Below are 19,791 nucleotides of genomic sequence, written 5' to 3'. Positions count from 1 at the left end.
TCCCCGGGGGCGACCCGGGGAATTCAAGCCCGCGAAATTAGAACTTACGGATATAGCGATATATGACCGCTCCGATACCCCTTCGGAAGTTCCCTTCCCCGCGCGACAAGTCGGCCGAGTCCGACGAACTCTATGCTGCACGGAAGAAGCTCCACGTGCGTTCGGTGAGCGGCCGCTTTGCGACCTGGCGCTGGATCCTGGTGTGGTTTACGCAGATCCTCTATTACGGCCTGCCCTGGCTCACGTGGAACGATCGACAGGCCGTGCTGTTCCACCTGACCGAGCGCAAGTTCTACATTTTCGGCTGGGTGTTCTGGCCGCAGGACGTGTTCTACCTCGCGATCCTGCTGATCATTTCCGCTTTTGCGCTGTTCTTCTTCACGGCGATCGCCGGGCGGCTGTGGTGCGGGTACGCGTGTCCGCAGACCGTGTACACCGAAATCTTCATGTGGATCGAGGAGAAGATCGAAGGGGATCATCTCAAGCGCAAGAAACTGGACAGCGCGCCGATGGGGGCGCGAAAGCTCGCGATCCGTTCGGCAAAGTACGGCGCATGGATTCTGCTGTCCCTGTGGACCGGCTTTACGCTGGTCGCGTATTTCACGCCGCTCGACGAGTTGCTCCAGGCGGCGAAGATGCTGAGTTTCGGACCGTGGGAAATGTTCTGGATCCTGTTCTACGGCGGCTTCACCTACCTTTTCGCCGGAGTGATGCGCGAGCAGGTCTGCAAGTACATGTGCCCCTATGCGCGCTTTCAGAGCGTGATGTTCGATGCCGACACGCTCGTCATAACCTATGACCAGGAACGTGGCGAGCCGCGAGGTTCGCGCCGCAAGGGCGTCGCGCCACGCGCATCCGGGCTGGGAGATTGCGTGGATTGCGGGATCTGCGTCCAGGTGTGCCCGACCGGAATCGATATCCGGCAGGGCTTGCAATATGAATGCATCGGTTGCGCGGCGTGTATCGACGGCTGCGACCAGGTGATGGACCGGATGGGCTATCCGCGTGGGCTGATCCGCTATTCCACCGACAATGCAATCAAGCAGCACTGGGGACGAAAGGAAATCGTCGCGCATGTGCTGCGGCCGAGGACACTGATCTACAGCGCGGTCCTCGCGTCCGTTTGCCTCGCGCTGCTGTGGGGCCTGGCGACGCGTTCGGACCTGCGGGTGGATGTGATCCGCGATCGGGCGACGCTGGCGCGTGAGGTCGAAGGCGGCTTGATCGAGAATGTTTACCAGCTGCAGATCATGAACATGCTCGAGACTCCTCGCGTGTTCGACATCGCGGTGTCGGGCCTGGACGGGATTCGCATCGACGGTATTCGGCAGGTCAGGATCGCTCCGGCGTCGACCGAATCCGTGACGGTGCATGTGAGGGTGCCGCCCGAATCGGGCGCGCCGGGTTCGCACAAAATCGTCTTCGACGTCGGCATGGGCGGTGATCCGTCCGTGTCGGTGCGCGAAGACACGACCTTCCATTTGCCTCGCTAAGACAGGATCGATCGAATGCGCACAGTAGCCCTGACGAAAGACATCCAGCCGTGGTACCAGCAGGGCTGGCCGTGGTTCCTGATCGCAATCCCGGCGACTGCCGTCATTGCGGGCGCAGTGACCTTGTGGCTGGCGATCACCAGCTGGGATGGCCTGGTGGTGGACGATTACTACCAGCAGGGCAAGACAATCGAAAAAACCATCGGGCGTTCGATCCGCGCGCGCGAAATGGGCCTCGTCGCCGATTTCCGGGTTCGCGCGGAGGAGGTCAGCGTTCGGCTGAGCGCCGCGCAGGGAATCGCCTTGCCCCCGACGGTGGTACTGACGATCGCGCATCCGACGCGCGCGGGGCAGGATCAGAAGCTCCTGCTGAAGGGGCGCGACGGGGCGTTCGCCGGTGCTGTCGCACCGCTATCGACGGGTCGCTGGCTGATTCAGCTCGAGGACGAGGCGCAGACGTGGCGACTCAGTGAAACCATCCTCGTGCCGACGGGTGCGGAGGTCCGGATAGTCCCCGCGGATGCGTAACTGACTGGTGAAGGGGGTGTCAATTGCTGAAATGGATCCAGGTCCTGTGGCCTTCGTTTCTTGTCGCGGGCATTGCCGAGGCGGTCTTCTTCACGGTTGTCGATCCCAATACTCTGTATTTTCTTGGGGAACCCGTCGAATATTCGCTGATGGCCACTTATTCGATCGGGTTTTTCGGTTTCTGGATCGTCTGTGCTGCCTCCAGCCTGGCGACGCTGTTTCTCCAGCGCAGCCCGGAAGAGCTCAACCGGCCGCAGCCCTAGCTCACTGCAGCGAGACCCGCCCCGCAGGCCTCGCATGCCGGTCGTCAATCTCAGCGATACACCAGTACGGGAATATTGCTGTGGGTAAGCACTTTCTGCGTCTCGCTACCCAGCAGCAGGCCGGCAATCCCGCGGCGACCATGTGAAGCCATGAAAATCAGGTCGCAGCCGTGCCGCTTGGCGGCGTCGATGACTGCTTCGTACGGCACTTCGTTCACGATCGTATCGGTGTCGGCGGCGACACCTTCGCTATCTGCCAGCGCTTTGGCCTTGCCGAGGATCTTCCTCGCTTCCTCTTCGGCCGATTTCGCGAACTGCTCCGGCGTGGTCGGATCGATCAGTGCGCCTTCGCCATAGATCGGCATCGGAAAATCGGGCTGCGCATAAAAGAAGGTGATCCGCGCGCCGGCGTCCTTGGCGAACAAAACTGCCCGTGCAACAGTGCTTTCCGACAGCGGCGAGCCGTCGGTGGGGACGAGAATGTGCTTGAACATCGCGCTGCTCCCTCGGTTTTTGAATGGACGGTTGATTATAGCCACGTCGGACGCGATGGCGCGCTGCGGGCAGCGGCGGACGATTGACACAGGTCAACCAGCATGAAGGAATATGAGAACAAGCTATCCGCATTGCGGGAGGTGTTATGGACCTGACATTTTTCGGCGCCGCCGGCGAGGTTACCGGATCGTGCGCGAGGGTGCGCCACGAGGGTGGCATGTTCCTCGTGGATTGCGGCATGTTCCAGGGCGGCCGCGATGCGACGCGAAAGAACCTGCAGGCGCTCGACTTCGACCTCCGCGAAGTCGATTTCGTTATCTTGACCCACGCTCACCTCGATCATTCGGGGCTTGTGCCGCGGCTGGTTTCGCTCGGTTACCGGGGAAAAATCTATGCCACTGCCGCCACTGTCGACCTTCTCGGCGTGATGCTTCTCGATTCGGCGCACATACAGGAGAAGGAGGCGGAGTGGGCGGTCCGCAACAACCGCCGAAAGAACGTGCGGCACGGCTGGTCGGCCGCGCCGCTATATACCGTCAACCAGGCGCTCGAGAGCCTCGCGAGCCTGCACAAGGTTGCCTACGACGAAGAGATCGTTCCGCACTCCGCCGTGCGCTGCCGGTTCCGCGAGGCAGGCCACATCCTGGGTTCGGCGATCATCGAAATCGATATCGAAACGGGCGGGACGTCGCGCAGGCTGGTTTTCAGCGGCGACCTGGGGCGACCGATGCGACCGGTGCTGCGGGATCCGGTGAAGATCTCGAGAGCGGATTATCTGTGCATCGAGTCGACGTATGGTAATCGTGCCCATCGGCCGATCGAGGCTACCGAGGCGGAACTCGTCCATGTCCTGCGCGACACCCTGGAGCAAAGACGGGGCAACGTGATCATTCCCGCCTTTGCCGTAGGGCGGACTCAGGAGGTGATCTTTGTTCTTGCCGATCTTGTCAGGGCGGGGAAGATTCCGCGCCTCGAGGTCGTCGTCGATTCGCCGATGGCATCGGCCGTGACGCAGTTGACCCTGCAGTACGATGAGCTGTGGGATGAGGAAACCCGCTCCCTGCTCGCCTGGATTCGTGCCCATCCGCACAGGATCAGCGTGCGCTTCGTGCAGCACGTCGAGGACTCGATCGCGTTGAATGCGCAGCCCTCGGGGCTGGTCATCATCTCGGCAAGCGGCATGTGCGAAGCCGGACGTATTCGTCATCACCTCAAGTACAACGTCGGCCGCAGCGAGTGCAGTATCGTGATCTGCGGCTTTCAGGCGGCAGGGACGCTGGGTCGCCGACTGGTCGACGGGGCACGCACGATCACGCTGTTCGGCGAACGCATTGCAGTGCGTGCGCAGGTTCATACCATCGGAGGACTCTCGGCCCATGCAGACCAGCCGGGGCTGCTCGAGTGGCTCGAGCACATCGAAGAGGCGCCGCGCCGGACGTTCGTTGTTCACGGCGAGCAGGAAGCCGCGTCGGCGTTTGCCGGTGCGCTCGCCTCGCGGCTGCACTGGCCCGGGATTACGATTCCTGCAGCGGGGCAGGTCTACCCGCTCGATTGAGCAGGACCCTTTCGGCCGGGGGATTGCAGTATCCGGCGATTCGCTCTCCACAAGACGACGGGATGATGATCGTGAATACAGCGAGAAACGGAAAGCCCTCCAGTCCGCTCACGCCGCCGCAGGCAGTGCGGCGGACGCTGCGCGAGATCCATGAACACGTAGAAGGGACCGTCGATCCCCTCGGCATGGCGGCGCCGATCGTGCATGCGCAACTCGCCTGGTTTGCGCATCCGCAGGAACTTGCGGAAAGGATCGCCAGCCTGTCCTCCGATCTTTGGCGTCTGCAGGAGCACTCGTGGCGCCGCGCCGTGGGGCTGGCGAATCCTGATCCGATCAGCCCGAATGCCGACGACGAACGCTTTGCCGACCCGGTATGGACGGACGTGGCGTCCTGGGATCTGGTCAAGGAGTGGTATTTGGCAGTTACCCACCACATGCAGGACATGCTGTACAACACTCCCGGAATGTCCGGCAAGGAAAGTCGCAGGGCTGCATTCTGGTGGCGCCAGTGGATCAATGCGGTTGCGCCGACGAACTTCTATTGGACGAACCCCGTCGCGATGCGCAAGGCCATGCAGACCCGCGGCGCGAGCCTCTTGCGCGGACACGGCATTTTTCTCGGCGATCTGCAGGCGGGGGACGTGCGCATGACCGACCCGCACGATTTCGAGGTCGGCAGGAACCTCGCAGCGACGCCCGGCGCGGTCATCTTCCGCAACGATCTGCTGGAAATCATTCATTACGCGCCGACCCGGGCCAAAGTGCATGCCGAGCCGGTGGTGATCGTCACCCCCTGGATCAACAAGTTCTACATCCTCGATCTGGTGCCGAGGAAAAGCATGGTCCGCTTCCTCCTGGACCAGGGGCTGGATGTGTTCATCACGAGCTGGAAGAACCCGGACGCGGGGATGCGCGACGTGGGGTTCGACCGTTATCTGCAGGACGGCGTGCACGCGATTGTCGAGACGGCCCGGCGCTTTACCGGCGCCGCGCGGGTGCATGCCGTGGGCTACTGCATCGGCGGGACAGCGCTGTCGATGTACATGGCGTGGGCCAATCGGCGTTTCCAGCCGGAAGACGTCCCGGTGGCGGACTGGACGTTGCTGACGACGCTCGTGGATTTTCGCAAACCCGGCGACATCGAAGTTTTCATCGATGAGGGAAGCATTCGCTACCTGACCGCCAGCATGGAGCGCAAGGGGTTTCTGGACGGCAAGGAGATGGCTTCCGCTTTTCGCCTGCTGCGTTCCAACAGTCTCATCTGGCACTACGCTGTCCACGGCTGGCTGTATGGCGAGGCGCCGCCGCCGTTCGACGTGCTGTACTGGAACATGGATACGACGCGGATGCCGTGCGCGATGCACTCCTGGTATTTGCGCGAACTCTACCTGCACAACCGGCTGATCGAGCCGGATGCGCTGGCCATTGCGGGCGAGCCCATCGATCTCGCCCGCATCACGCAGCCGCTGTACGCCGTCGCCGCCGAGGACGACCACATCGCGCCGTGGCACGAGGCCTATCGCGTGAACAACTTCGTCACCGGACCGAAGCGCTATGTGTTGTCGAGTTCGGGGCACATCCTCGGCATCGTCAATCCCCCCGTGACTCCGCCGAAGCGCAAGTACCGTGTCGCCGATGCGCACCGGTCCGACGCCGCGGAAGCGTGGTACGCGAAAGCCGCGGAAGAGGCCGGTAGCTGGTGGACCGACTGGATGAACTGGCTCACGCCGCGGTGCGGAGAGCTGGTCGATGCGCGGGCGGCCGCATCGGATGCATATCCCCGGCTCGCGGACGCGCCCGGAATCTATGTCCTGGAGCGTTGAGCAGGATTCGTCCCGCGGTTTTTCGGTTGCCACGACCTCTTCGCCGGCTTCTTTATGCAATTGACCCGAGTCAAGGTGAGCACTCCGGGCGCTGGGGAGAATGCTTCGGGCCTGCCAGCCCACCAGCTCTTGCGATCAGCCTTGGTATTGGGCGAGGCCGACCGGATCGTGCAGTGCGATGTGTTTGCCGTGGACGGTGATCAGTCCTGCATTCACGAGGTCGTGGAAAATTCGCGAAAGCGTTTCGGGGGTCAGGTTCAGACGCGAGGCAATGACCTGCTTGCTGGTCGGCAGCTGGATGTCGCGAGCGCCGGTGGCGCCGTCCTGCTCGACCTGCTGCAGCAGATAACCGATCACCCGCTGGGTGCTCGAGCGTAACGAATAGATTTCGACGTCCTGGATCATGCTGTGCAACCGGATGGCCATGCCCGCCAGCAATTTGCGTGCAAAACTGGAGTCCTGGTCGATCAGATCCGAGACGACGGCTTGCCCGATGTGCAGGAGGCGGGTGGCCACGAGTCCTTCGGCAAAAACGGGATATGGGCGGTTCAGGAACATCACCGCTTCACCGAAGCTGTGCATCGGGCTGAGGATCTCGACCACCTTCTCGTTGCCCTGGGCCGACGAAACCGCGAGTTTCACCTGCCCGGAAACGACGAAAAAGAAACCATGGACCGGGTCGCCGCGCTGGAACAGGACTTCACCTTTTTCCAGCGTGCGTTCCCGGGTGTAGCGGGCAACCCGGTCGATGCCGTCGGCGGAAAGTTCGCTGAAGAACGAAATCTGACGCAGCAGGGTGGGGATGTCGGCAGTGGGGTTGGGCATCTTGGCCTCCAGCGGAAACAACTGGGCATTCTACCGTGTCGGACCCTTGGCCCCGGAATTCCCGGCAGTAACGGCCCGGATAGGAATTCACTGAAGGAACGCAGCACCATGCAGACTCAAACCAAGGCCGCGTCCGCGCCGCCGATTCTTTTCGCAGCGCCGCACCGGGCGATGTTCTTTTCCGGTGGTGTGATGTTGCTCGTGGCCTTCGTGTTGTGGGCATTCGAGCTCGTGAGCCGCGTTGGTGCGGTGGCGCCGCTGGCGTGGACGCTTCCGCCGGGCTGGATGCACGCGTTACTGGTCCTCGCCGGTGTGTTCCCGTTGTTCATGTTCGGTTTTCTCCTCACCGCGATGCCCCGCTGGCAGGGCGCGCAGGACGTGCCCGTGACAGTCTGGCTGCCACCGTGGCGTCTGCTCGTCGCCGGGTGGGCGGTCGCAATCATCGGATTGTGGATTCCCGGCCTGCTCGCGGTCGGCCTGCTGCTGGTGCTGGCCGGGTGGGGCGGCGTTCTGCGGGTGCTGTGGGGTGTGGCATTCAACGACAATCCCGATTCGCTGCACGCCCGACTGGTGACCACGGCGCTCGCGGCAGGTGCCTTCGGAGTGCTCGCCTGGTTCGTTTTCGCGATCACCGGTGACGGCGTCTGGGGGCGTGTGGCCATCGGCCTCGGAGTGTGGTGGTGCCTGCTGCCGGTGTTCTTTACGGTCTGTCACCGCATGATTCCATTTTTTTCCAGCAACATCGTCAAGGATTACGTGGTTGTCCGCCCGCGCTGGGCGCTCGGCATCGTGCTGGGGGCGAGCGTCATCCACGGGGCGCTGGCGATGGCGGGATTCGGCGCGATGACCTGGATCGTCGATGCGCCGGCGGCGGCGACTGCCCTCTGGCTGTCGGTGCAATGGCGCCTGGTCCCGGCGTTGTGCGTGCCGCTGTTGGGGATGCTGCACATCGGTTTCGCGTGGCTCGGGATCGCTTTCCTGCTCTCGACGCTGCAGGGCGTCGCTGCGCTGTTTGGCCAGGCGTGGCTCGGCCTCGCGCCGCTGCACGCGCTGGGCGTCGGATTCTTCGGCTCGGTGCTGCTGGGCATGGTGTCGAGAGTGACCTTGGGACATTCGGGCGGCAAGCTCGTGGCGGACAAGCTGACGTGGTCGCTGTTCCTCGGGCTTGAATTTGTCGTGGTGTTGCGCGTGGCCGGCGAACTGGTGCCGCCCTCGTGGTCGAGCGGCGTGATGCTCGCGGCGGCGCTGGGCTGGGTTGCCGTGTTCGGCCTGTGGGGGGCTCGATATCTGCCCGTTTATCTGCGTCCGCGCAGTGACGGCCGGCCGGGGTGAAATGCGGTGTACGCGGCGATCAAACACCTCCACGTCCTGTGTGCCGTGTTGAGCGGGTCGGGATTTCTCCTGCAGGGGATCTGGATGACGCGGCGCAGCCCGCTGCTCGATCATCGCGTCACCCGCGTTCTGCCGCACGTGATCGATACCTTATTTTTCACCAGCGCGATCACGCTCGCGATGCTGAGCGCGCAGTATCCGTTCGTTGCTCCGTGGGTCACGGCGAAGGTGATCGGGCTGGTCGTCTACGTGGTGCTCGGTTACATCGCGCTGCGGGGCGGCCCGACAATGCGCATACGCGTCTTCGCGCTGGCCTGCGCATTGCTCGTCTTTTCATGGATCGTGTCGGTCGCGTTGACGAAGAATGCGGCTGGCTTTCTTGTTCTTACCGGAGCTTTCTGATGGCTGATTCCCTGATACCCGTTGCTCCCGGCCTGGAGACGCCGCTCGAAATGCTCGAAGCTTGCCACGGACGTCTGCAGGCGCAGCTCGCGACGCTGTCGCGCCTCGCGGCGTGGCTGCCTGAGCATGGCGCCGACCGGCAGGCACAACAGGCGGCGGTCAACGTGATGCGTTACTTCGACCTGGCTGCCGTCAATCACCATCTCGACGAGGAAGACGACCTGTTCCCTGTCCTGCGCGCGCGAGTCGATGGCGGGCGCCGGGAAGCGCTGTACGAGCTGATCGACTGGATCCTGGCGGACCACCAGGAAATGTTCGCTGCGTGGGCGGCAATCCGGGCAAAGCTCGATCCGATCTCCCGCGGCGAGCCGGCGGAACTGTCGGCCGCAGAGGTCGAGCAATTCACCGCTCGTTACCGGCGCCACATGGAGCGCGAAGAGGGCGAACTGCTGCCCTATGCGCGCGAGTTGTTGACGGAGCAGGACATTGCCACCCTGACAGCGACAATGACCGCGCGACGGCGGCAGGACGTGCCGTCGCGCGGTTCCTGATGCCGGTCAGGCCCGCGGCGACGGGTGCTGGATCAGCTTTTTCAGGCCGCCGATATTGAGAATGCGGATGTGCTTCTGCTGGACAGCGATCAGTCCCTCTTCCTGGAACTTCGAGAACGCCCGCGACACGGTCTCCAGCTTCAGTCCCAGGTACGAGCCGATTTCCTCGCGCGTCATCCGCAGGTGGAATTCCGCCGCAGAGAAGCCGCGCGCAGTGAATCGCTGCGACATGTTCAGCAGGAACGCCGCCAGACGTTCTTCCGCGCGCATCGAACCGAGCAGCGTCATGACGCCGTGGTCACGTACGATCTCGCGGCTCATCACCTTGTGGAACTGATGCTGCAGACCTTCGACGACGCGCGACAGCTCTTCGAGCTTGCCGTAAGCGATCACGCACACTTCGCTGTCCTCGAGCGCGATCGCGTTGCACGAATGCAATTCCGTGCTGATGCCGTCGAGCCCGAGCATCTCGCCGGTCATCTGGAAACCGGTGACCTGCTCGCGTCCGTCTTCAAGCAGCACGTCCGTCTTGAACGAACCCGCCCGGATCGCGTAGATCGCCTCGAAAGCGTCGCCCGCACGATACAGGTGATGCTGGCGCTTGATCTTGCGACGCGCTCCGACGAGTTCGTCGAGGCGGTCGATCTCGTTTTCCGACATGCCGAAAGGCAGACACAGCTCGACCAGGTTGCACTGGGAACACGCGACTTTCAGACTGGCTACCGTAATTGGCACCGTGGCCTTCATTTGCACGATAATAATGCCCTCTGTTCAAGTCCGACTTACGATTGCCAAGGAAGTCCGTTGATCCACGTCAACCCCCACGGCGCTGCTTTTTGCGATCGTACGAAACGCACCCGAGCGATACAACCATGACCAGCCAGAACGATCTTGTATTCGACCCGCAGCTGATCCGCCGCTTCGATATCAACGGGCCGCGCTATACGTCGTATCCGACCGCCGATCGCTTCGTCGAAGCCTTCGATGACCGCGCCCTCCGGGACTGGCTTGCCCAGCGTGCGGTGGGCGGGGTGAGCAAACCTCTTTCATTATACTTCCACATCCCATTTTGTAACACGATTTGCTACTACTGCGCGTGTAACAAGATCATCACGAAGGATCATGCTCGTTCCGCCAAGTACCTGAAATATCTGGATAAAGAAATCGGGATGCAGGCCGATGCGCTGGGCGGCAGCCATCAGGTCACCCAGTTGCACCTGGGAGGAGGGACGCCGACTTTCCTTTCCCACGACGAGTTGCGCCAGCTGATGGATTCGGTCCGTTCGCGCTTTACTCTGGTACCGAACGGCGAATATTCGATCGAAGTGGACCCGCGCAAGGTCGACTTCGAAACCGTCAAGCTGCTTGCGGACCTGGGTTTCAACCGCATGAGCGTCGGCGTCCAGGACTTCAACGAGGATGTCCAGGTCGCAGTCAACCGCGTGCAGAGCTTCGACGAAACCAAGCTGGTCATCGACTCGGCCCGGGCGACCGGCTTCAAGTCGATCAGCCTGGATCTGATCTACGGGCTGCCGAAGCAGAACATCATCAGCTTCAATCGCACCCTCGAACAGGTCCTTGCGCTGTCCCCGGACCGCATTTCGCTTTACAGCTATGCGCATCTGCCGGGTCTGTTCAAGCCGCAACGGCGCATTACCGTCGTCGATATGCCCACTTCGGACGCGAAGCTGCAGATCCTGCAACTTGCGATCCGCCGGCTGACCGAAGCGGGCTACGTGTATATCGGCATGGATCACTTCGCGAAGCCGGACGACGAATTGACCGTTGCACAGCGCCAGGGCCGGCTGCACCGGAACTTCCAGGGCTATTCGACGCAGGCCGAATGCGACCTGCTCGCGTTCGGGGTGTCCGCGATCGGCAAGATCGGACCGGTATATTCGCAGAACTTCAAATCGCTCGATGAATATTACGACGCGCTCGATCGCGACGAACTGCCGGTGCTGCGCGGCATCGAGCTGACCGCCGACGACCTGCTGCGCCGTTCGATCATCCAGGCCCTGATGTGTCATTTCGAACTTTCGATCGATTCGATCGAAATCGCGCACCTGATCCAGTTCAACGAATATTTCGCCGATGAATTGCAGGACCTTCGCGCGATGGAAGAGGCCGGGCTTGTCGAGGTTACCGACAAGTGGATCAACGTCATGCCTGCCGGCCGTCTGCTGGTACGCGGCATCGCGATGGTATTCGATCGGTATCTGCGGGCCGACCGGGAACGCGCCCGCTATTCCAAGGTGATCTGACCACACCACGGCCGGAGGCTGGCGGGGGAGTGTTAGAATAGAAGCGTTTTCTGTGCCGCGGGTACCGCGGCACTTTCGCTTGTATTCGGCGCTACCTGATGCCTGAAACCGGTTATATCGCAGTTTTCCTGATCGGCCTGCTTGGCGGAACCCATTGCGTCAGCATGTGCGGGGGGATCGTCGGCGCGATGACCTCGGTGCGGATGCCCGGCGACACGCGTCGGCAATGGCCGATCCATCTCGCCTACAATCTCGGGCGCGTCGCCACCTATACCTTGCTGGGCGCCGTGCTCGGCGCGCTCGGCACGGTCGGCCTGCTGTTCAACGACGTGCTGCCGGTCCAGCTCGGCCTCTACGTGCTGGCGAACCTGATGCTCATCGCGCTCGGCTTGTACCTGACCGGGTTCACGCGTCTATTGACCCCGGTGGAGCGGGTGGGACTGCGGCTGTGGCGGCGGGTCCAGCCCCTGACGCGGCGCTTCCTGCCGGCACGTTCGGCGGCTCAGGCCCTGCCGCTTGGCCTGTTGTGGGGGTTCCTGCCGTGCGGTCTCGTATATAGCGTGCTGACCACTGCGCTCGTCACCGGCTCGGCGGGGCGCGGCGCCGGGCTGATGCTGGCCTTCGGGCTCGGGACGCTGCCGAACCTGATGCTGGCGGGAATGCTCTTCAAGCGGTTCAGGGATGTCACGCGCAACGGCAAGGTTCGCTTCGCCGCCGGTCTGCTGGTGCTCGGGTTCGGAGTATTCGGGCTGTTCAACGCGCCGACGCTCGGGGGCAAGCTATGGAGCGGCGTGGTCTGCGAAGTCTGAATGCAGCCCGTCGGGCGGGCTGTTTCTTTATTGCGATACCGGTTCGTCGATCGGAGTTGCTGCCCGGGATGCGTGCGATAGGTTCGTGGGCCGCTAGACATCCATGGGGCCGCTGATCTTCGACATGTGGAGTCGACCAATGAACAATCCCGTGATGGATCCGCGCCACGCTGCAATCGAACTGCCGGTGTCGGGCATGACCTGCGCCGCCTGCGCGGCACGGATCGAGAAAGTGCTGAACCGCATGCCGGGCGTTAGTGCGAACGTGAATCTCGCGGCCGAAAAAGCGCGCGTTAACTTCTCCGGCGCCGAGGCAGGGCCGGCCGATGTCGTCGCGGCGATCCGCAAGGCGGGTTTCGATGTTCCGGCGGCGGCGCTCGAACTGGCGATTTCGGGCATGACCTGTGCCGCGTGCGCCTCGCGGCTGGAAAAGGTCCTCAATCGGCTGCCGGGCGTCGAGGCGGCGGTCAATTTCGCGACCGAACGCGCGACCGTGCGTTACCAGCCCGGCCTGGTAACGACCGAGACGCTGAAGGATGCCGTGCAGCGTGCCGGTTTTGTTGCGGCGGAAACCGGGCTTGCGGGCCGGGAGCAGGTGCGTTTGCGGCAGGCTGCGGCGTGGAAAGCCGAGCTGCGCCGATTCTGGATCGCTGCGCTGCTGACGCTGCCACTCGCCGCCCAGATGCCGGCGATGTTCGGCGGCGGCTGGGCGGCCGAGGCGCACCACGAGTTCCTGCCGCGCTGGCTGCAACTGATGCTCGCGACGCCGGTGCAGTTCTGGATCGGGGCGCGCTTTTACCGCGGCGCATGGTCCTCGGTGCGAGGAGGCGGCGCGAACATGGACGTGCTGGTCGTGCTCGGCACGAGCATGGCCTGGAGCTACAGCGCAATCGTCACGCTGTTCGGACGCCATGACCTGCACGTGTATTACGAAGCATCCGCGATGATCATCACGCTGATTCTGCTCGGCAAGCTGCTGGAGGCGCGCGCGAAGGCCCGCACCACCGCTGCGCTCGATGCGCTGCTGCGCCTGCAGCCCAGGGTCGCGCATGTCGAACGCGACGGCGACCTGGTCGCGGTCCCGGTCGACAGCCTGAAGCCAGCGGATCTGTTCGTGGTGCGGCCGGGGGATGCCGTGCCGGTCGATGGTGAGGTCGTGTCCGGAGCGTCGGCGCTCAACGAGGCGATGCTGACCGGCGAGAGCATGCCGATCGACAAACGGCCCGGTGACAAGGTGTTCGCCGCGACCCTCAACGGGGAAGGCGTGTTGCGCTGCCGGGCGACCGGCGTCGGCGCCCACACGCTGCTCGCCGGCATTATCCGCATGGTCGAGCAGGCTCAGGGCTCGAAAGCGCCGGTGCAGCGCCTCGCGGACCGCATCGCGGCGGTGTTCGTGCCGGTGGTGGTCGGCATCGCCGCCGTCACGTTCGTCTCGTGGTGGTGGCTCGGCGGGGACTTTGCGCAGGCGCTGATCAGCGCGGTCGCCGTGCTCGTGATCGCATGCCCGTGCGCGCTGGGTCTCGCGACGCCGACCGCGATCATGGTCGGGACCGGGCAGGGCGCGCGCGCGGGCATGCTGGTAAAGAATGCCGAAGCGCTCGAACTGGCCGAGAAAATCCGCGTGCTGGTGGTCGACAAGACGGGTACGCTGACCGAGGGCACGCCGGCGGTCAGCGATGCCGTGCCGGCCGAGGGATGGGACCGGGCCGGCCTGCTCGGGATCGCGGCGGCGCTGGAGCAGACCAGCGCGCACCCGATCGCCGCGGCGATCGTCGCCGAGGCGCGGGCGACGGGAGCCACGATTGCGTCGGCACGGGACAGCGTCGCCGAGCCGGGCAAGGGACTGTCGGGCCGGGTCGATGGACGGGACGTCGTGCTCGGCACCCCCGCTTTCCTCGCCGAGCGCGGCATCGATATGTCGGGCGCCCCCTGGGAAACCCTCGCGGCGGCTGGCAAGACGATGGTCGCGGTCGCCGTCGCCGGTCGTTACGCCGGCGTGATCGGGGTTGCCGATCGCGTGCGGCAGGATTCGGCGAGCGCCGTGGCGCGATTGAAGGCGCGCGGGCTGCGGGTCGTGATGCTTACCGGCGATCACGCCGCGACGGCGGCGGCGATCGCTCGCGAAACCGGCATTGACGACTGGCAGGCAGGCGTGATGCCGGCAGACAAGGCGGCCGTGGTGAAGGCTTTCGCGCAAGGCGGCGAACGGGTCGGGATGGCCGGCGACGGCATCAACGATGCGCCGGCGCTCGCTGCCGCCGATGTGTCGTTCGCGATCGGGGTCGGGGCGGACGTGGCGGTCGAAGCGGCCGACATCACGCTGGTGAGGAACAGCCTGCACGGTGTCGCCGACGCGATCGACCTGTCGCGCACGACGTTGTCGAAGATCCGGCAGAACCTCTTTTTCGCGTTCATCTACAACATACTCGGCATCCCGCTCGCTGCGTTCGGATTGCTCAATCCGGTGATCGCGGGTGCGGCGATGGCGATGAGCTCGGTGTCGGTCGTCACCAATTCATTGTTGCTCAAGCGGTGGCGGCCGGGTCGGTAACTTTCTGTGCAGAGGAGAATTCGTGATGGCTGAAACGGTAATCAGGGTCGAAGGAATGAGCTGCGGCGGGTGCGTGCGCAGCGTCACGGCGGCACTGAAGTCGCTTCCCGGCGTCACGGACGCCGACGTCTCGCTGGAGTCCGCGCAGGCGCGCGTCCAGTACGACCCGGCGACGGTTTCCGAGCAGCAGTTGCGCGAGGCGGTCGAGGATGCCGGTTTCGACGCGCCGGCGTAATGGGACTGCTGGCGCGGCGCTGCTGGCGCGCTCAATCGTCGAGACGGAACACGATCGGAACCCGCAGCCAGCTGTCGACCCGCACCTCCCCCCGGTGCGCGGGCGTGAAACGCCAGTTGCGCACGGCCTCGCGCGCCGCGTCGTCCAGGCGCGAATGACCGCTGCTTTCCGCCACTTCCACCGCGTCCGCGCTGCCGTCCCCGAGTACATGCACCCTGAGCACGACTTTTCCTTCGTCGCCGCGTCGCCGTGACGAGCGCGGGTAGATGGGCGCGGGGTTATGCAGATAGGCGGCGTCGAAGCTCGCCGGAATCAAGGCAACGGCCGTCGCTTGCGGAGCCGGTGGCGTGGTTGCCGAAGAGGGCGGGGCGGGAGCCGCTGCACTTCCGGAAGGTGACAAGGATGGCGCGGCGTCGGCAACAGGCTGTGGCGGGTTGTCGGGGGGGACGTCGTCGTGACGCGGTGATGCCTCAGCGGGCGGGACGATTTCCGTGGTCGGGCGGGGCGGCGTCGCCTTGGGTGACGGTGTGCCGGGCGTGGATCGTATGGCCGATTTTGCGATTGGGCTGCGCGGCGTGACCTTCGCAGGCGGCGCAGCGACGGGGGCAGGCATCACGGACGGGGGCATCACTGCTGTGGGCATCACCGGCGCCGGTGGGGCGATCAGGCGCACGTTGAGGGTCGCCGGCGCAGAGGGTGGGACCTGGGCCGGCGCGGGGCCGCCGAGACCCGACAGCGCGAGCAGTCCGGCCGCATGGGCGCCGGCGACGACAGCCAGCGGTCCCCAGTGGACCGACGAGAACCGCTTCCGGACGGTATTGCCGCCGAACCGGGGGAATTGAGAACCTGGTGAGCCCATTGAATCCCGCGCAAAGCTTGTCGAATGCGGGGCTGGCACGGGCACAAGGCACGTGCTGCGCGGCCGGCCCGCAACGCAGTCACCATCAGGAAGGCCGGTCTCCGGGCTTTGCGCAAGGCGCGCATCTACCGTTGCGGGGGCAGCGCAGGAATTTCACCTGCTTCCCGATTCTCCGCGACATCGATCGTCGCGGCACCTTCGAGCGGTTCGATTATATCGCCTCCGCCGGCTGTTTTCCCTCCGCGCGCTTGCGCCGGCGGCGGGCGGACCTCGTTCGGATGTCCTTCGTGCGGTGCTGCGTGATTCAGATCACATGCAGGCGCAGGGGCCTCCTATACTCTGCCGTCTGCCTACGTGCCGTGAGGCGGGGCGAACATCCAGGAACGAAATCGTGAAGACATTATTTGCGCCCGCTGAAGCGATGATGAATCGCCTGAGCTATCCGTTTAAATTCGGCTTGCTCGGAGTCATCATCTTCGTTGCCTTCGCGAGCCTGATGCTGACGCTCGCGAACGAGCTCAACGAGACAGCCGAACGCACCCGTCGTGAGCTCGTCGCATCGAGCCTGTCGCGGCACTTGTCGAAAGCCGTCGAGTTGATGCAGCAACATCGCGGCCTGTCTTCTTCACTGCTCGGGGGCGTTTCGACGATGGGCGCCCGGCGGACGGCGAAAGAGGACGAGGTGAATCGGGCGATGGCGGCGCTCGAGGAAGCGCTGCCGAAGGGCGGCCGCGAATCCGGAGAATGGAAATCCGTCCAGAGCCAGTGGAAGCTGATCACGAGCGAGGGCCTGAGCTGGACCCAGCCCCAGAGCGTGGCCGCGCATACTGCGATGATCGGCCGCCTGCTGGCGTTCCAGGTCTCGCTCGCCGACGAATACGGACTGACGTTCGACCCGGAGCAGGAGAGTTTCTACCTGATGTCCACTGCGGTCGTCCGGATGCCTTATCTGCTCGAGCGTACGGGCCAGCTGCGCGCCAAGGGAGCAGGGATGCTCGCGCGGGGCGACGCCGACGACGCGGCGCGCGTCGACATCGGCGTGATCTCCGGCGACGTGAGCGTCGCGATGCGCGATCTCGAATCGAACATCGGCAAGATCACGGTGAGTCGCCCGGACCTCAAGCCGAAGCTCGATGCGACACGGGATGCACTGAAAGAGAAGCTCGACCGCACCCAGGCCGTCGTGGCGGACATCGTCGGCGGCAATGCCCGGAGCATGCCCGCGGAGCGGTTTTACGAGATGGCGACGGAAACGATCGGCGTCGGCTATGCGCAGATGCACGAGATCCTCCTGCCGACGCTCGACGAGCTGCTGCGCCAGCGGATCGCCGAAGCGCAGCGCATGCTTTACTTCAACCTCGCGGTTCTGCTGGCGGGGCTTGCCCTCGTCGCCTATTTCTCGGTCGGCGCGTACCTGTCGGTCATGGGCAGTGTGCGTCGCCTCGCCGAGGGCAGCCGCCACTTCGCCGCGGGCGACCTGACGACCCGGATCGAGCTCAAGGCCCGCGACGAGTTGTGTCTGGTCGCCAGCAGTTTCAACGATATGGCGGTCGAGATGCGCAAGCTGATCTCGAACATCCAGGGCAATTCCGGGCACGTTGCGGATACCGCGAGGGGGATGGTCGAGTCGTCGCAGCAGATCGACCGGGCATCGGCGAGCCAGAGCGAAGCGGCGTCGAGCATGGCTGCGGCGGTCGAGCAGATGACTGTCGGCATCGAGCACATCTCGACCAACGCCGGCGCCGCCAACGAGCTCGCGCAGGAGTCCGGCAAGCTGTCGCGCGAAAGCGGCGAGATCGTCGCGGAGGTGGTCCGCGAGATCGGCGATATCGCCGAGACGGTCGGGTCTTCGGCGCGCACGATCGAGAATCTCGGCCGCAGCTCCGAGCGGATTTCGGCAATCGTCGATGTCATCAAGGAGATTGCCGACCAGACGAACCTGCTGGCGCTGAACGCCGCGATCGAGGCCGCCCGAGCGGGCGAGCAGGGGCGCGGCTTCGCGGTCGTTGCCGACGAGGTGCGCAAGCTTGCGGAGCGCACGACACAGTCGACGCAGGAAATCGCCGGCATGGTCCAGTCGATCCAGACCGGTGCGCGCGAGTCGGTGCAGCGCATGCACCAGGGCGTGAGCCAGGTGAATGCCGGCGTCGAGCGCGCGCAGCGGGCTGGCGAGGCAATGGCGCATCTGCGCGATGCGGCGCGCCGCGTCGTCGACACCGTGGGCGAGATTTCGGATGCGCTGCGCGAGCAGAGCGCCGCGTCGACGGAGATTGCGAAGAATGTCGAGACCATCGCCCGGATGGCCGACGAGAACTCGGCCACCGCAGCAGAAAGCCATCACACCGCGGACCGGCTCGAAAGCCTCGCCGAAAGCCTGCTGCAGGATGTGAGACGCTTCAGGGTGTCATGACGTGATCGCTGGCCGCGTCACTGGCGATTGGCGCAGGCGTGGAGCGGATGATCGCCGGAACCTGAAGCGGTGCCGCCCGGCGCGCAGGCCGCCCGGTTTGCGCTGGAACCGGTGCTGCGCAGCGTCTCCGACGGAAGTTCGCCGAACATCGTGCGATAGTCCGCCGCGAAGTGCGACAGGTGCCAGAAACCCCACTGCGCGGCAATATCGGCGACCGCAGCATGGCCGTGCTCCGCACCTTTCAGCGCACGGCGCACGCCGTTCAAACGCAGGGCGCGCAGGAAGCTGACCGGGTTGAGGTTGAGAATGTCCTGGAAGCTGTATTGCAGCGTGCGCCGCGATACCTCGAGTTCGGTGCACAGGTCCGCGACCGTGATCGGCTCGTCGATGTGGGCGCTCATGTATTCGCGCGCGCGATCGACGATGAGCTGCCGCCCGCGTCCCGGCGTGGGCGCGCGCGCAGCGTCCGGCGAACCGCTGATGGCCGCGAGGAGGCTCGCGTAGATCGCCTGCTCGAGGCCCTTGCGCATCTGCGGGTGCCGCAGCAGTTCCGGCGTCGCTTCGAGGCTGGAGATCACCGTCAGCAGGAAGGATCGGAGCGTCGTGGCTTGGTCGGGCGTCGCGGCGATGACCCGGCGATTGCCGATTTCGGCTTCGATGTCGCGGTGTTCGACCTGTGTCGCGTAGTCGCTGAACGCCTGGGTGTCGGTCGTGACCGCGACGACGTCGTGCACGCGCGGCGTGCGGTAGTCGAGATCGTCGCCGCCGCGCAGCGTGATCAGCGAATCCACTCCGCAGGCCTCGCCGCAGTACCAGCCTGTGCCGTCCAGCGCGACCGGCACGCCCACTGTGCGCGAGCCTTCCCACGCGCTGCCGATTTCGTGGATGACCTGATTCGTGCGCTCGCGAAAGACCTGGACGTTGCCGAACCAGAACTCCTCGAACTTGCCGGAGAATAACCCGGCCGACAACTGGTCGTAGCGCTGGCGCCAATGCTGAAGGCACGATGCGTGGTCATCGGCGTCGCGCGTGTCGAGCTGGACGACGGAAAAGGCGTCGTCGCCGGCAAGCGCCGAGTCGCCGCTTTCCGCCGTCATTGCAAGAGCTTCCATTCGGTCTGTCTCCTGACCGGAAAGTGTTCTGATGATGTTTTCTTTATATTTTTCAGACTAATCCCAAACCCACACGGCGAACAAGCGTTTTCGGTTGCTTCGTGTATCGCGATTCATGCGCGTCGCCCGGACTGGGACGGCGGTTCGTCGCCGACCGTACAGGTGACTGCCCGTTTCGGCGGGAGAGGGGGTGAGCGAGGGAATTGCATTTGCCGATTTCGGATAACACCCGCTGAAGGCTCGTTCATACAATCCACGAAGCTAGCAGCACAACACGTCATCGA

At 64.3% G+C, this 19,791-nt stretch carries 18 protein-coding genes and 1 riboswitch; of the genes, 13 read left to right on the top strand and 5 right to left on the bottom strand.

The genetic code is table 11. The features are described from left to right. The first annotated feature begins 62 nt into the window (after positions 1–62). Genes ccoG through pbN1_RS02435 form a run of 3 tightly spaced genes read left to right on the top strand, consistent with a single transcriptional unit; the run spans position 63 to position 2,284 of the window. The gene (gene ccoG, locus pbN1_RS02445) at positions 63–1,493 is read left to right on the top strand and encodes a cytochrome c oxidase accessory protein CcoG (protein WP_169201425.1); all 1,431 of its coding nucleotides are present in this window, start codon (positions 63–65) and stop codon (positions 1,491–1,493) included. Between the two features lie 15 nt (positions 1,494–1,508). Next, positions 1,509–2,021: a FixH family protein gene (locus tag pbN1_RS02440; protein ID WP_169201426.1), complete on the top strand. Its 513-nt coding sequence runs from the start codon at positions 1,509–1,511 to the stop codon at positions 2,019–2,021. 23 nt (positions 2,022–2,044) lie between these two features. Next, positions 2,045–2,284: a hypothetical protein gene (locus pbN1_RS02435; protein ID WP_169201427.1), complete on the top strand. Its 240-nt coding sequence runs from the start codon at positions 2,045–2,047 to the stop codon at positions 2,282–2,284. 50 nt (positions 2,285–2,334) lie between these two features. Here pbN1_RS02435 and pbN1_RS02430 read toward each other — a convergent pair whose 3' ends face one another. Further along, the gene (locus pbN1_RS02430) at positions 2,335–2,778 is read right to left on the bottom strand and encodes a universal stress protein (RefSeq protein WP_169201428.1); all 444 of its coding nucleotides are present in this window, start codon (positions 2,776–2,778) and stop codon (positions 2,335–2,337) included. Between the two features lie 146 nt (positions 2,779–2,924). Here pbN1_RS02430 and pbN1_RS02425 point away from each other — a divergent pair, with 146 nt between their 5' ends. After that, positions 2,925–4,334, top strand: coding sequence for an MBL fold metallo-hydrolase RNA specificity domain-containing protein (locus tag pbN1_RS02425; protein ID WP_169201429.1), 1,410 nt, complete (start codon positions 2,925–2,927; stop codon positions 4,332–4,334). A 185-nt stretch (positions 4,335–4,519) separates the two neighbouring features. After that, entirely contained in the window at positions 4,520–6,157 is a 1,638-nt protein-coding gene (locus pbN1_RS02420) for a PHA/PHB synthase family protein (protein ID WP_169201480.1), read from the top strand. Positions 6,158–6,292: 135 nt separating this feature from the next. Here pbN1_RS02420 and pbN1_RS02415 read toward each other — a convergent pair whose 3' ends face one another. After that, positions 6,293–6,982 carry a Crp/Fnr family transcriptional regulator gene (locus pbN1_RS02415; RefSeq protein WP_169201430.1) on the bottom strand — a complete coding sequence of 230 codons (690 nt, stop codon included), beginning with the start codon at positions 6,980–6,982 and terminating at the stop codon, positions 6,293–6,295. Positions 6,983–7,090: 108 nt separating this feature from the next. Between pbN1_RS02415 and pbN1_RS02410 the strand changes: the two genes are divergently transcribed. The 3 genes from pbN1_RS02410 to pbN1_RS02400 are packed head-to-tail and all read left to right on the top strand — an operon-like array spanning position 7,091 to position 9,267. Further along, entirely contained in the window at positions 7,091–8,314 is a 1,224-nt protein-coding gene (locus pbN1_RS02410) for an NnrS family protein (RefSeq protein ID WP_169201431.1), read from the top strand. A 6-nt stretch (positions 8,315–8,320) separates the two neighbouring features. After that, a complete protein-coding gene (locus pbN1_RS02405; RefSeq protein ID WP_169201432.1) occupies positions 8,321–8,716 on the top strand; it encodes a SirB2 family protein in 396 nt (131 codons plus the stop codon). Further along, positions 8,716–9,267 carry a hemerythrin domain-containing protein gene (locus tag pbN1_RS02400; RefSeq protein WP_169201433.1) on the top strand — a complete coding sequence of 184 codons (552 nt, stop codon included), beginning with the start codon at positions 8,716–8,718 and terminating at the stop codon, positions 9,265–9,267. Before pbN1_RS02405 ends, pbN1_RS02400 begins: the two co-directional genes overlap by 1 nt. A 6-nt stretch (positions 9,268–9,273) precedes the next feature. Here the strand turns inward: pbN1_RS02400 and fnr are convergent, their stop codons facing one another. Continuing rightward, a complete protein-coding gene (gene fnr, locus pbN1_RS02395; protein WP_169201481.1) occupies positions 9,274–10,014 on the bottom strand; it encodes a fumarate/nitrate reduction transcriptional regulator Fnr in 741 nt (246 codons plus the stop codon). Positions 10,015–10,139: 125 nt separating this feature from the next. Here fnr and hemN point away from each other — a divergent pair, with 125 nt between their 5' ends. From hemN to pbN1_RS02375, 4 genes are all read left to right on the top strand, one after another. Beyond that, positions 10,140–11,531 carry an oxygen-independent coproporphyrinogen III oxidase gene (gene hemN / locus pbN1_RS02390; RefSeq protein WP_169201434.1) on the top strand — a complete coding sequence of 464 codons (1,392 nt, stop codon included), beginning with the start codon at positions 10,140–10,142 and terminating at the stop codon, positions 11,529–11,531. Positions 11,532–11,629: 98 nt separating this feature from the next. Continuing rightward, on the top strand, positions 11,630–12,340 hold the full coding sequence (locus tag pbN1_RS02385; protein WP_169201435.1) for a sulfite exporter TauE/SafE family protein: 711 nt from the start codon (positions 11,630–11,632) through the stop codon (positions 12,338–12,340). Positions 12,341–12,479: 139 nt separating this feature from the next. After that, the gene (locus pbN1_RS02380) at positions 12,480–14,891 is read left to right on the top strand and encodes a heavy metal translocating P-type ATPase (protein ID WP_169201436.1); all 2,412 of its coding nucleotides are present in this window, start codon (positions 12,480–12,482) and stop codon (positions 14,889–14,891) included. Between the two features lie 25 nt (positions 14,892–14,916). Further along, entirely contained in the window at positions 14,917–15,126 is a 210-nt protein-coding gene (locus tag pbN1_RS02375) for a heavy-metal-associated domain-containing protein (RefSeq protein WP_169201437.1), read from the top strand. Positions 15,127–15,157: 31 nt separating this feature from the next. Here pbN1_RS02375 and pbN1_RS20700 read toward each other — a convergent pair whose 3' ends face one another. Then, positions 15,158–15,442: an energy transducer TonB gene (locus pbN1_RS20700; RefSeq protein ID WP_169201438.1), complete on the bottom strand. Its 285-nt coding sequence runs from the start codon at positions 15,440–15,442 to the stop codon at positions 15,158–15,160. A gap of 618 nt (positions 15,443–16,060) precedes the next feature. Beyond that, positions 16,061–16,200, bottom strand: a riboswitch (cobalamin riboswitch). A 176-nt stretch (positions 16,201–16,376) separates the two neighbouring features. On the opposite strand from pbN1_RS20700, the gene pbN1_RS02365 reads away from it, so the two are divergent. Next, positions 16,377–18,395: a methyl-accepting chemotaxis protein gene (locus tag pbN1_RS02365; protein WP_169201439.1), complete on the top strand. Its 2,019-nt coding sequence runs from the start codon at positions 16,377–16,379 to the stop codon at positions 18,393–18,395. 17 nt (positions 18,396–18,412) lie between these two features. On the opposite strand, the gene pbN1_RS02360 is transcribed toward pbN1_RS02365, so the two are convergent. After that, positions 18,413–19,507 carry a helix-turn-helix domain-containing protein gene (locus tag pbN1_RS02360; RefSeq protein ID WP_244857135.1) on the bottom strand — a complete coding sequence of 365 codons (1,095 nt, stop codon included), beginning with the start codon at positions 19,505–19,507 and terminating at the stop codon, positions 18,413–18,415. Positions 19,508–19,791: the final 284 nt, after the last annotated feature.

The sequence above is a fragment of the Aromatoleum bremense genome, from assembly GCF_017894365.1.
Taxonomy (GTDB): Bacteria; Pseudomonadota; Gammaproteobacteria; order Burkholderiales; family Rhodocyclaceae; genus Aromatoleum; species Aromatoleum bremense.
This window is presented reverse-complemented; position numbering and strand designations above follow the sequence as displayed.